This window comes from Okeania sp. SIO3B5 (assembly GCF_010692555.1).
Taxonomy (GTDB): Bacteria; Cyanobacteriota; Cyanobacteriia; order Cyanobacteriales; family Microcoleaceae; genus Okeania.
Genome location: NZ_JAAHHG010000267.1, coordinates 1 through 13,556, shown reverse-complemented (window position 1 = coordinate 13,556; position 13,556 = coordinate 1). Strand labels below are relative to the sequence as shown.

8 protein-coding genes and 1 pseudogene are annotated in these 13,556 nt (G+C 36.8%); 4 read left to right on the top strand and 5 right to left on the bottom strand.

Translation table 11 applies throughout. The features are described 5' to 3' along the window. Positions 1 to 38: 38 nt before the first annotated feature. Positions 39 to 1,277, bottom strand: a complete 1,239-nt coding sequence (locus F6K54_RS27485; protein ID WP_293084720.1) for a transposase — start codon at positions 1,275 to 1,277, stop codon at positions 39 to 41. A 945-nt stretch (positions 1,278 to 2,222) separates the two neighbouring features. On the opposite strand from F6K54_RS27485, the gene btpA reads away from it, so the two are divergent. From btpA to F6K54_RS27465, 4 genes and pseudogenes are all read left to right on the top strand, one after another. Further along, a complete protein-coding gene (gene btpA / locus F6K54_RS27480; RefSeq protein ID WP_293084726.1) occupies positions 2,223 to 3,041 on the top strand; it encodes a photosystem I biogenesis protein BtpA in 819 nt (272 codons plus the stop codon). Positions 3,042 to 4,767: 1,726 nt separating this feature from the next. After that, positions 4,768 to 6,933 (top strand): CHASE2 domain-containing protein, encoded by a 2,166-nt coding sequence (locus F6K54_RS27475; RefSeq protein ID WP_293084717.1) that lies wholly within the window; start codon positions 4,768 to 4,770, stop codon positions 6,931 to 6,933. A 1,018-nt stretch (positions 6,934 to 7,951) separates the two neighbouring features. After that, positions 7,952 to 8,191, top strand: coding sequence for a hypothetical protein (locus F6K54_RS27470; protein WP_293084714.1), 240 nt, complete (start codon positions 7,952 to 7,954; stop codon positions 8,189 to 8,191). Between the two features lie 946 nt (positions 8,192 to 9,137). Further along, positions 9,138 to 9,599, top strand: a pseudogene (locus F6K54_RS27465) (IS200/IS605 family accessory protein TnpB-related protein); the annotation flags it as partial. Positions 9,600 to 10,477: 878 nt separating this feature from the next. On the opposite strand, the gene psbU reads toward F6K54_RS27465, so the two are convergent. The 4 genes from psbU to F6K54_RS27440 form a co-directional block, all read right to left on the bottom strand. Next, positions 10,478 to 10,906 (bottom strand): photosystem II complex extrinsic protein PsbU, encoded by a 429-nt coding sequence (gene psbU, locus F6K54_RS27460; RefSeq protein ID WP_293084708.1) that lies wholly within the window; start codon positions 10,904 to 10,906, stop codon positions 10,478 to 10,480. Positions 10,907 to 10,994: 88 nt separating this feature from the next. Beyond that, complete coding sequence (locus F6K54_RS27455) at positions 10,995 to 11,144, bottom strand: hypothetical protein (protein WP_293084705.1); 150 nt, start codon at positions 11,142 to 11,144, stop codon at positions 10,995 to 10,997. Positions 11,145 to 11,735: 591 nt separating this feature from the next. Next, positions 11,736 to 12,716, bottom strand: a complete 981-nt coding sequence (locus F6K54_RS27450; protein WP_293084723.1) for an adenylate/guanylate cyclase domain-containing protein — start codon at positions 12,714 to 12,716, stop codon at positions 11,736 to 11,738. A gap of 284 nt (positions 12,717 to 13,000) precedes the next feature. Continuing rightward, positions 13,001 to 13,556 (bottom strand): DUF3120 domain-containing protein (locus F6K54_RS27440; RefSeq protein WP_293084702.1); only part of this gene is annotated, 556 nt, incomplete at its 5' end.

Here is a 13,556-nt window from a genome sequence, read left to right as displayed (position 1 = left end):
TCTTGAGTAAACAAGAAAGATACAGATAGAAAAAGTGGTTAATTTTTCTTTCCTTCCTGCCTCTTCCTTGTTACCGAATAATTAAGGTTTAAAGCCTCTCCCGTAGCTTTTGGGTTTCCCCCAGATTCCGAGTGCCCCTCGGTACTGTTTACTATTGCTCCCAACATTTCTAAACCTTTAGCCAAAATGTTCCTTGCTGCATTGTGGTCTCGATCGGCAATATAGCCACAATGCAGACATTTGTGAGTTCTTACTGATAATGACTTCTTAACTGTCTGCCCACAATTTGAACAATTTTGGCTAGTGAAATGTGGAGGTACTGCTATACAAGCAATTCCATGCAACTTAGCATAATATTCTAACCATTCGGTGAACTGATACCAACTAGCATCAGATATTGATTTTGCTAAGTGATGATTTTTAACTAAATTAGCAATCTTCAAATCTTCATAAACTACCAAATCGTTAGATTGGATTAGCGCCCGTGCCGTCTTTACTGCATGGTCTTTACGCTGTCTACTGATTTTGAGATGCTGCCTGGCTAATTGAATTCTTGCTTTGTGGTAGTTATTTGATTGTGGTTTTTTACCCTTCTCGTGGCGACGCGATACTTTCCTTTGTAGCTTTTTCAACCGCCTTTGCGACTTTCTCAAATATTTAGGATTATCTACGGCTTTACCATTACTATCAGTATAGAAAGCATTTAAACCTAAATCTATTCCTACTACATTGCCTTGAAAATTATGAGCTTCTTTTCTCTCTACATTTACTAAAAATTGACAATAATAACCATCCGCACGTCTAACAATTCTTACACGATTTATTTGTTGTTCTGAATACCAGACTAAATCACGGCTACTCCATAGCTCAAATACACCAGCTTTAAAACCATCTTTAAACTCAATTTTCTTTCTGTCTGGGGATAGCTTATAACCAGTCGATTTGTACTCTACTGAACGAGTGAATTTTTTGAATTTAGGATAACCCTTTTTACCTGGTAACTTCAGTCTACAATTTTTGTAGAATCGTTGTATTGATTGCCATGCTCTATCGGCTGATGCTTGTCTTGCTTGAGAATTTAACTTTTTAGCCCAAGGAAAATTGGTATCTTTTGCTAGTAGAGAACAAAGCTTTTGTAAGTTGTTGCGTTTGACATCTTTATTATCCATCCAATAGCGCAAACAACTATTTCTGATGAATTGACCGGTGAGAATCATTTCATCTAAAACTTTGTACTGATTTTGACTGCCTTTTAACTTGGCCTCAATTACTAGCAAAGATATTATTAATTCCTCGACTACATCTATTGTTATAACTAAATTTACCCGAAAAGTCTACTGAATAAACTATTAAGATTTGTATATAATTATGACATCATTTGCGGAGCATGACCTAGGAAATCTTGAAGAAGGAGTCAGGAGGACCGAGTCAGGAGTCAGTTCTCGAAAATTGCATGGGGATTGCTTCCCCAAACAATTTTAAGCATCGCAAGTGACGGTGGGGTATTAAACCCATAAGGGAAATGATAATTAGCCAATTTGCTATTAATTAATAATGAGAATAATTATATATATACTCACCATTCATCCAGGCGCTAAATCATAGATTATAGCGCTGGCCTTCTGATGATTGCAGGTAAACGGAACGGAGTTCTTTCGCTAATTATCCGGACATAAAGTTTTAAAATAATGATGATGACCAAAAATTGACAATATAGTAGCAGAGTCTAGATAATAGATATATTCTAGGCCATAATTTCTCATGTAAATTCTGTTATGTTATTGCCAACTTTGATGTCGGCAATTACCCTCCCGTTATACGAATGTTAACGGGAGGGTAATTGCCGACCAACAAATAAACCGCGTAGCGTCCAGTTAGTTTCTTGTATTGTGTACTTTTTTGTGTTATTGGTGATTATATCAGGAGTAGCGGTAATACGCACCTGATAACAGCACGCTCGAAAACGACATAGAGTATAGGGTTCAATTGGTGAAGTTAAGCGTCAACCCGTGAAAAGGTAAAACTCTTGAGGGAACTTTCTGGAGTACAGAATTGTTTAGTACAAAAAGGCGGTGGGTCTCATCGTCTCTGTCTGTGGAGGGTTAAGTGGTTGCACTCCCTTTGAAACAGAAAGCCCGCGTCCGTGAGGTGGGGAAGCCTATATGATAATCGCGAGATTTGATGTAGGAGAACGTCACATAACCGTGGTTTCAGGTAAACCGGTGGACTTAAAGCAAATATTTAAAACCAGACATCCAATCATTGGGGTAGTACATTTACAGCCTCTGCCAACCTCACCCCGTTGGGGAGGCGACCTCCAAGCTATTATTAGTAGAGCAGAAAGAGAAGCCACGGCCCTTGCATCAGGTGGTGTAGATGGCATTATGGTAGAAAACTTTTTTGATGCTCCTTTTGTCAAAGATCAAGTTGACCCCGCCGTAGTTAGTGCCATGACATTGTTAGTACAAAAGATTATGAACTTGGTTTCCCTACCAATTGGAATCAACGTTTTGCGTAACGATGGCCAAAGTGCAATGGCGATCGCCTCTTGTGTGCAAGCCCAATTTATTCGTGTCAATGTCCTAACCGGAGTGATGTCTACGGATCAAGGGTTAATTGAAGGAAAAGCACATCAACTTTTACGCTATCGTCGAGAATTGGGTAGTGATGTCAAAATCTTTGCAGATGTTCTAGTCAAACACGCCCAACCATTGGGTGAACCCAATTTAACTACAGTTGTCCAAGAAACTATTGAACGTGGTCTAGCTGATGGGATAATTCTCTCCGGTTGGACTACTGGAAGTCCCCCTACATTGGAAGATTTAAAATTAGCTAGTGCAGCAGCATTAGATAAACCTGTATTTATTGGCAGTGGCGCTAACTCGAATAATATTTCTACCTTGATGTCGGCTGCAGATGGTGTTATTGTCTCTAGCTCACTGAAGCGAAATGGCCACATTGATCGGCCAATAGACCCTATTCGTGTGAGTCAGTTTGTGGAAGCTACTCAGCGAAGTTTATCAAATTCAGAGACAAGATGATGAAAATTGGCAAAAAAAAAATAATAATTTGCCTTCTAATCTCAAAAATTAGGAATCAAAAATACAAATGTAAATTATGATTCACTGAAACTCTAATCTATGTATTAAGTGGTGGTACAGTCAAATTATGGTGGCGATCGCTACCATAAGTGTACTGGAGAATCTATTTAACTTTGACATCCTCTCCCGTTGAATCCCGCGATTATAACGGGAGAGCCCCAAACCTCACGATTTAGGTTTACTGCTTGAGTGGCACTTATCTAGAACTGTTACCAATCCCCGTCAATAAGCCTACACAGTCAATTTGCTCTACAATCTGCAAAGGCCACAGTAACACTTCCAAGACAAATCACTTTCAACTGCCACATCACGGTTGATGTTGTAATCATAACATAATTGTATTTGAGAGTGGTGTTAAGTTAGACTTTTGCAAATCAAGGTCAATATCTGTTTTTATTTTGGTCGCGATTCATATCCCGGTATAATCTTCGATTTACCGAAAAATTTTGGTCTAAAGCCTCCCCTTTTAACCCACATTCCACACGTCAATTTGTAACATTAAAAGTAGTATAAAAAAAATCGTCTTTACTAGGTATTTATACTGTATAAATTATCTTCATTAACCGTAAGCATTCAGCCGTCAGCCATCAGCCATCAGCTATTGCTTTTAGTTTACGATCAAAGCTTTATTAATTGTCTTACTACAAAAGTTAACTCCCTTGTGCTTAAAGTTTATATTAATTTAAACACTGTCCTATATGAGAGAATCTTGTTGCTCATAGCTGACAGCTAATAGCTGAATGCTTACCATTAACCTTTCTTAAAAGTCAAATTTTTGGGAAAATATTACGCATAAATACTCAATTTCTAAGTACTAAAAAGTAAGCAATATATTGCTCTCCTCATTGCCAATAAAAAATTCTATCTTTAACAAAAAATTTAGAATATCAACACCTATTGTAGCAGAAAAATCAATAGCAACCTTTATTCAAATTACAGATCTTATAGCGGCTAAAATTTTTGTCTACCCATCGGGGAAAGTACGGTTTTAAAACTAGATTTTGAGCATCAACTAAAGTAAGTAGTGAAAACAATAATATTAAGATAATAGTAAATATATGTTGTTATTTTGCCGAAATCAAGCAGAGAAGATTTGTTGTAAATACTGATAGGTTATAATATAAAGTAAATATATCATCATCCCTAATTATCCGGATAAACAACCATTTTATTCTTAGAACGGGCTTGCTAAATAAGTTTCAAACCTTGACTAATCATGGTTTTGAGAATTATTAAAGCCTCAAAAAATGTAAGAAATAGACTTTGTATGTAAGCATTTCCTACGGAATGCTGCGCAAACAGCTATTAGCTGTCAGCTCTCAGCAATAAAACTCTGCTCTTAAAACTATACTTTATAAACACCTTTATTAAGATAAAACTTGACCAAACAGAGAAGTTAGAAGTTATGTATTTGCTATTAAATCAATTTTTGCCTTATTCCTTCTTTACTTAGTTGATAGCTGACCGCTGTTTGCGCAGCATGACCTAGGAAATGCTTACCTTTGTATAGTATAAAAATCAATATATCGATTGAAAATAAAACAGTAAAATAATGAAATTAAAATAATGTAAAAACTTGACCTTGTTCCCTGTTCCGTAATTTAATGCTTAGAAATTTTTCAGCAGATCGTAGATATAGCTATTTTTTTATTTATATTACCTACAGATGTTCAAACTTTTCGGTTCACATCAAAATACCATTCTGAAGAATATTAAACACTGGCTAATAGAAAACCGTCGATTGTTACTAACAGCTTCAACCTCAGCAGGTATAGTAATACTTTTACGCTCATTCGGTCTCTTGCAATCTTGGGAATGGACACTTTACGATTATTTTTTTCGCTTACGTCCAACAGAACCATTAGATCCCCGTATCGTAATTGTCGGAATTGATGAATCAGATATACAAAAGTATGGCTATCCTATAAACGATCAATTAATGGCTGAAATACTACAAAAGTTACACTCACTTCAACCTCGTGCTATTGGCCTAGATATATATCGTGATTTTCCTAGAGAACCTGGCTATAAAAATTTCGTAAAAGCCCTAGAAAATATTCCTAATATAATTGGTATTGAGAGAATAGGAATAAAAGATAGTTTAGGAATCAAAGCACCTGAAATTTTGGCTCAAAAACAACAAGTAGGATTTAATAATATACTAACAGATGCCGATGGAAAAATTCGCCGTGGCTTCCTTTATATGCACTTAGAAGATGGAAATTTTCGGGAAAGTTTTCCACTTAAGCTCGCTTTAAATTACTTAAAAAAAGAAGGAATTGAGCCAAAAGCAGCCAATAAAGCTAACGATTTGCAATTAGGTCTAGCTGTATTTCGCCGTTTGAAAATAAATGATGGAGCTTATATTAGAGTTGATGCAGGTGGCTATCAAATTTTAGCAAACCCCAGAAAAATATCAGATGGTTTTCATATAGTTTCCATGAATGATTTACTATCTGGAAAAATAACTCCAAACTTATTCAAAGACCGGATAATTATCATTGGTTATACTGCAACTAGCGTTAAAGATTTTCATAGAAATTCTTACAGTAGTAGTTTATTTAATGCTCCCAAAGAAGTATCTGGAGTAGAATTACAAGCTAATTTTTTGAGTCAAATTTTGAGTTCAGCACTAGATGGTAGAGTCAATATTAAAGTTTTTCCTGAACCTATAGAATGGTTATTGATTATTTCTTTTTCTTATATAGGTGCTAATTTAAGTTGGCAATTATTATTACCAAAAAAATCAATTATCACGATATTATTTATTAGTATTAATCTGATTGGATTTTCTTATATTGCCTTTGTTAATGGTTGGTGGTTTCCTATAGTTCCCTCAATATTTGCCCTTAACAGCTCTGCTGTTATGATTCTGTTTCATCTTGCTCACTTAAAAGAAGAATGGCAGAAATCCACAGAATTTCTACAGTCAGTTATTAATGCAATTCCTGACCCTATATTTGTCAAGGATAAATATCATCGTCGCATTGTTTTGAATGAAGCTTATGGTAAATTTATTGGTTATTCTGTAGACGATCTACTTATCAAAACAGACTACGAATTATTTCCTCAAAATGAAGCTAGTATATTTTGGCAACAAGATGAGTTAGTATTTCAAACAAATCAACAGCAAGAAAATGAAGAATCTTTTACAGATGCTCGTGGAATTACTCATATAATTGCGACGAAAAGAACTCTTCATCAAGATGCTGCAGGAAATTTATTTTTAGTAGGAGTAATTAGAGATATTACCGAACGAAAAAAAATAGAGGAAAACCTGAAGGAAACAGCAACAAAATTAAAAATAGATAATGACAAACTAAAGCTTTTAGGAGATTCTTTACATCATCAGGCCAATCACGATCCTCTCACAGGATTACCTAATCGTAAGCAATTTCATGAGCGTTTAAGTCAAGCTATTGAGTGGGCAAATTTGAATGAACAAATGGTTGGTTTACTATTTCTAGACCTCAATGGATTTAAAGCTGTTAATGATACCCTGGGTCATAATATAGGAGACTTACTTTTAAAATTAGTAGCACAAAGATTACAGGGGTGCTTAAGAGGAAGTGATACAGTGTCCCGACTTGGAGGTGATGAGTTTACTGTGGTTTTACCAGGTATTCCAGGAAAACTAGGAGCTTCTAGAGTGGCTGACAAAATTCGCAGTACAATTAATCAACCTTTTGAATTAGAAGATCATATTGTGCCAGTGGGAACCAGTATTGGTATTAGTATATATCCTCTTGATGGTAGAGAAATTGACCAACTAATTCATCACGCTGATACTGCTATGTACGAAGACAAGAAACAGCAGAAGGAACAACGATAGAACCTACATTCCACACGACAAAACGTAGTATAAAAACATAAGTCAAAAGTCAAAAGTCAAAAATTAAAAGTCAAAAGTAAGAAGAAAATTATAGTGGTTAATACAGCAGATTCCAAGTATACGAAGTACAGATATTAACAATTAAATCTTCCCAGTGCAGGCGTCTTGCCCACGATGGGTGTACCTCCCAGGAATATATTACTGAACTGAAGAATTTAATATTTGATTAATTTGTGAAAGTTTCCTGTTTTTGATTTTTGATGAAGTAATACTTAAATATACATTGAATTGCAGATGAAGAATTATAGTTAAGGTCGCGATCGAAGTTTATACTCATCATTAATTAATAACAAATTGGGTAGCTATCACAAGTAATAATTTTCCCAGCTTAACTCCAGATAATAAAAAGAATTTACTAATTATTGCTCTGCTGATTAAAGATCGCGCGCATTGACTGATATTGGTTTTAGGCAATTTATGCCTGGAAAAAGTATGAGCTTTTCAGCAAGCTATGGTTAAAAAAGTAAGGATTTTCACGCCCTGCACGCAGCCGAAAAATTACTCTGACTATTGTTTTGGCCACTGACTCTGTAATTCCCATTTATTCTACATCTTAACTACTCCCTACTCCCTACTCCCTACTCCTACTAAGAGACATTATATAAGCAATTATTTCGCCTGCTACACCAAACTCCTGATAATTATCCCGATCAACTTGGCTATCAATGTATTTTCCTTAATAATATTTTTCCGTGTTTATACTGAAAAACTGGCCATTTCATGAAGTTTATTAAGCTAAATGTCGTATGTACATCTGTGTATGTACTGATATAATAGATATATACATTCAAAGATTTTAGTAATTTGGATTTGCCATTCATAGCTACCAAATTAGTAGCCAAATTTTAATCAATCTGTGCAATTCAAAAGCACAATATAAGAAAAAGCGCCACTTTTCTAGCAAGCTAATCAATCTAGATCATCTTTGATCTCGCTCTACTATCAGGGGATAACTTTTATGAATGCTATACTACTACTTACTATCAAAAACATAGCTTTCTCAACCCTAACATTAAGTTTAGGTATCATAACACCAGCAAAAGTGATGGCATTATCTGAAGTTAACCATTACTCTAACTCTAATCATGCTTACACAGATGTTGATACCTATTTTTTAAGATCATCTATTATTGCAGGATATCAACCAGACGATAATGGTACATCTGGAGACGGCACCAAAGGTGGAGGGGCACGCTAACATTACCTCATTTCCGTTTCCCTGGTGGGAAGTCGCACCCTATAATCTTTAATTTAGCGCCGGGATGACAGCCAGGCATTGTTTGGTTCGTCGTGATTTTCTATGTATTTCTTGACGTTGCTGAGTGGTAATGATTTTTGAGATTAACAGGACTTACGCTCAAGACGAGATTGTACACCATTTATCAGGGTTAACATTTTTAGGGGTTAACCTTTGTAGGGGTTCATCTTTGTATGGGTTAACGTGTTAGGAGTTAGCTTTTGTAGGGGTTCATCTTTGTATGGGTTAATTTTTGTAGGGGTTAACGTTTTTAGGGGTTAACCTTTGTAGGGGTTAACTGCCGTTAACTCTTAACTATAGATTATAGTGGTTATATCAAATTCGCTGAATTCGGTATCAAAAATGTTCCATTTAAGTGCCATTGAAATCTTTACTTCATCTCCCCATCTCCCCACACAATGAATCTAAATTGCACCAATGCTACCGAATTTGATATGATGCGTAGGTACTGATTCAATATCAACGCAAAACATACAGCAGATTCCACTAAGCGTGAGATACACCCATCGCGGGCAAGATGCCCGGAATTGCATTCATTTAATTGTTAATCTCTGTACTTCATATACTTGGAATGTAACTGCTCAATAATCCGAGGTAAATAGGTAATATCAAATCCGTTTAATTCGGTATAAAAAAATGTTCTATCTTCAACCATTACCAAATATTTCTCGATCTTCCCCTCCTCGGAGGGGTTAGGGGTGGGTCCCCATCTCTCTTACTCCCCTACTCCCCTACTCCCCATAATTACACCGATGTTACCGGATTTGATATAAATAGCAAGCCTCAAATGGCGTAAAATCGTTCCTAAATCTGGTAGTCCGCCCCTATTTATTGAGCGGATACCTTGGAATCTACTGTAAGTTTTTCAGTCAAATGCGATTTGGGTATTAATAAAGCAGCCAGAATAGTCATTAATCATTGTTTAAAAAATAATATAGGTACAATTGTTTTTGGTTGGAATAAAGGTCAGAAAAATGAAATCAAATTAGGAAAAAAAAGTAATTCAGAATTTGTACCAATTCCTACAGCTAGACTTAAAGAAAGAATAGCTCAGTTGTGTCAAGAATATGGAATAATATTTATAGAAACCGAAGAAAGTTATACAAGTATTGCTTCGTTTTTAGATGGTGACGATCTGCCTAATTATGCTGAGAAACCCAATGATTGGAAACCTAAGTCTTTCAGACAAGCTTTCCTACGGAATGCTACGCAAACGCTTTTCATGTCGCGCAGCGAAACAAGAAAAAGAATCAAGCGTGGTTTGTATAGAACAAGTAATAATTGGTGTGTGAATGCAGACTGTAATGGGGCTGCAAATATCATCACAAAAGTAAGCAGCAAAGCATAGTTTAGACGCTATGCCAACTGTGTAGGGGCACTTTGACTTGTCCCCAGAGAGTGTATTTCAGCTAAGAATAGACGGAGCAACACCGATAAATCCGTGTTGCGTAGTATCTACTTAGAATCCCCTTGGCAACAGCTGCAGGGAGTAGTCAATCATCTTCCCCTCCTGGAAGGGGTTATATCAGATCTGCTTAATTCAGTATCAAAAATTTTTCATCTCAGATACGGCTCTACCACTAGAGACAAAATCAGGTAGTGGTACATTGTAATGGTAGAGAAAGTGTGGAGAGATTGGGAGATGGTGAGTTTGAGTTTGATTGGTCAGCATTCCCTTGCGTCTTGCACCGATGCAGGATCTAACCACTTGCGTTTGTCGCCGACGTGGGGTAGCAGCCCTGTTCCCTGTAGCCTTGCACGTAGGGCTATAAAACTACGATCAGAGCTTATCTGACTGAAAAATCCCGGGTTGTCGCATAAGCACAACGTCGGGAGTATGTCAATCAAGTATTCAAGTATTACATAGCACCGTCTAAAAATCTAGACAATCCTAGACACGCTCTTCATCAGTGAGGTCAAGCAATTTTCCGACTCACCTGTTCATAAGTCTACTGGCACGTGAAGGTTAATGTTCCGCTAAAACACATTGAGTTTAGGATTCCCTCTAGGGTTTTCATCTGTGATGAAAAGTCGAGTGCAAAACACTCCATAATAGTTGCTAAAATCCTCTGGTCTTAGCAGACATATGTAATGATAACACAGATTAATGCCGTAAAAACATAGACATTTTGTAGATATAAGTCTTGGATAGTCTATATTTTTCAGCTCTAGTAAGCAACAGCATTGAAAATTGACTAATGCCTAAGAGTTTAGTCTATGCTAATCTTAGTCGTATGAACCAGTATTCAATCTAAAGTTACCTTCATTATATACATCAGCAGTTGGAGTCACTGTAAAATTTTCAAGATTTGCTTCTAAAAGCTTTTTTTGTCTTTCAGTTAAACCAGGAATTTTGAGTACATCCTCTGCTGTTTCGTAAGGAGCATTATCTACTATCATCGAAGCTATAGTTGGAAACATTCCCCGGTATTTCCGAAAGCTTCGTAAAGGACTATTGTTAAGATCGAGCTTTTCTCCAATCTCTCCTAATTTTCTGTCTGCCTTGTTAACCCTTCCAGATTCTACTGCTAAAATTGATGTTGAAGGCCATATAGTTAAACTTAAGTTACCTGCATAAGCTTGATGGTATGGCATTAATCCTACACAACCTAGACATAACCCTAATATTGCTAGCAGTAAGCCTATTTGTTTCATTATTCTATTTCTCCTCATCTATTGATATACAAAGTTTTTTAAGTACCTAACGTTGACATCCTCCCCGCGCCTAAAGGCGCGGGGATTCCTACCGAGCCTTAGCTCTTCGGTGGGTTGACGTCTCACAGGCTGCTGCTACCTTGGCGGTAGTCTTACACTTGCCTCCACGTCCGTTTTTTGTCTCGGACTGCCCGCCCGCGACTAATATATTTATTGCTGCATTCTCGTCTCTATTCAACTAAAAAGTCGCCCGCTTATGGGCGAGGCTTTAAACCCAAATTTTCGGTAACCCTCTATTTCAAATTACTTTTGCAGGAGCTACATCATGATTTTTATAGAAGGTTGAGTTTAGCATACAGCTACTTTTGCTTTTTCCCTCAGTTATCTTATCATGCTGTGTTGCAGTTAATTCCAAGGCTTTTGATGTTAACGATCAACGGATATGTCCCATATTGAGAAATATCGGGGTGCATCTCAATTAAGCGATAAGTAATTATACTCAAGAAGATAGAATACTCAAAACACTTGGTGAATTTACAGGTAAACTCAGACTATAGAGCATCCTGATTTTTGGGGTGCATCTCAATATTTACAAAAATACTTTTTTCCTATTCCCTATTCCCTATTCCCTATTCCCTAAAAGCGACAAATTTTTGGCTTTCTTCAAAACTGATATGCACCCAAATATCGTAGGATATTAAACTACACAGTTTTTTCTTGAGTTTATACACTTGGCACATCTATAATCTAAGTTTTTGCTTGACGGATCGTAACTATATGGATTGAAAAACTATAAATTATACCTGTGAAAAGTTATGGTTGATTTTATCTAAAACAAATTTTTATTTTTTGCAGAAAACAATCCCTTTTTGCCCAAAAAAGTGTTGAGATTATTAAAAGTACCACCATAAGTAATAATTGGACTATCGTAGCCTTTCAGATTTACTTGATACTGCTTAAATATTTGATGCACATTTTCTAGATCGCAAATATACTGATAAGTACCTTCTCCCAAAGCAATATCCATACCAATTTCTTTAGTAGATGATTCTAGGCGAAATGCTGCATTTACAGTATCTCCCAAAGCAGTATAGTCCGAACGTTCGCTACTACCAGCATTACTCACCATTGCATAACCTGTATTTATTCCTGCTCCTACTCTTAAAGGAAACGGTAAAGGGTATGTCCTACTTAGTTTTGTTGTTACTTCATATAAATCTTGGAGAGCTTGAAAAATACGAATCATTTCTACACTACTAACTCCCTCAGCTCCATGAAACCAAACAGCCATAATAGCATCACCAATATATTTATCCACCCAACTTCCATTCTTCCTAATAATATCCCCTGCTTGTCGAAACCAACTACCAATAACTTCAGATAATACTCTTTCGTCCAGTTTTCTGGTAAGTACTGTAAAATCTCGGATATCCATTACCATCACTGATATTAGGCGACGAACGTGTAAGGTAGATGTAAAATCTTGAGAATCACCATCTATACCAGACTCTGTGTCCATTACTAGGTCTGGACAATTAAATTCTAGTTCTGTTTGACCAAATAGTAGGCGATCGGAATCCTTTAAGACCACAGGAATACTAACACGACGACTATTTACAAAAGTGCCATTACGACTACCTAAGTCAATCAGATAAAAATCTCCTTTGTCCATCTGTTGTATCATGGCATGGTTACGGGATATCCATTTATCAGTTAGGACAAAAGTGTTATCTCTACCTCTACCAATAGTCCAACAATTACTTCCTACTAGAGGTAGGTAGCGATCGCCTGCTTCGGTACAAAGGAGCATATGAGGAGGTTGCAAAATCACGACAGTGGCACTCACGGTAACACAAGTTTAGAGCTTGTGTGGATTCTCTATATTAATCGGCAGTGACATACTCCCACACTAACCATTCGGTATAGTGTGGGCTTCTCGTTTCACAGTCCCGGTACCCCGTCGGACTCCACGAGCTTTAAGGACGGGATGCCCCGCCGCCCTATTTTTTATATTTATTGCGGCATTGAAGTCACGATCTATTACAATGCCACAATAAGGAACGGCACCCCCTCTAACTATCTTACTTATATTTATTAGGCTAAACAAGCAGCTAATAGAAATAGACTGTCTACTAAAATTGTACTTAATACTGCTGCTCCAAACGCCCAAAAGTGTAACTTTCTTGATTGTAAAGGTACAAGACCAAAAAGTAATAGAACTCCCACTAAAACAAATATCCAAATTATTCCCCAGGAAGTATTTACTTTAGTAAAAGCATCTTGGAATACTTCTAAGGCCATATCTGGTTCAACTATCATTAATCGTCGCCAATAAGGAATCAGGCCAGTTATGTAGAAGTATCCGTCTGTAACTGCTGTACCTAATAGAGAACCAAGGTAAAAGCAGTTACCTATCATTTCTTTTTTGTGTGCCAAACACCACAAAGCAAAAGGTACACATATCGCCTCAACTGGTAAATGGAGGAGTGGTTCCTGTCGTAGCCAACCCCAGTATATTGATCCTGTCAACCAACTCCAAGTAAATCCCAATAATAGGTCTCCCCATATATGGGTAGCTCTATCTTTAAGTAGTTTTAAACTTAGCCATAACCAGAAGCCTGTCATCGCTAAACTTAACCAAGGTAATTGA

Coding starts and splice junctions, on each gene's coding strand:
- F6K54_RS27475 (WP_293084717.1), top strand. CDS start 4,768: ATGTTCAAACTTTTCGGTTCACATCAAAATACCATTCTGAAGAATATT.
- psbU (WP_293084708.1), bottom strand. CDS start 10,906: ATGAAACAAATAGGCTTACTGCTAGCAATATTAGGGTTATGTCTAGGT.
- F6K54_RS27450 (WP_293084723.1), bottom strand. CDS start 12,716: ATGCTCCTTTGTACCGAAGCAGGCGATCGCTACCTACCTCTAGTAGGA.
- F6K54_RS27470 (WP_293084714.1), top strand. CDS start 7,952: ATGAATGCTATACTACTACTTACTATCAAAAACATAGCTTTCTCAACC.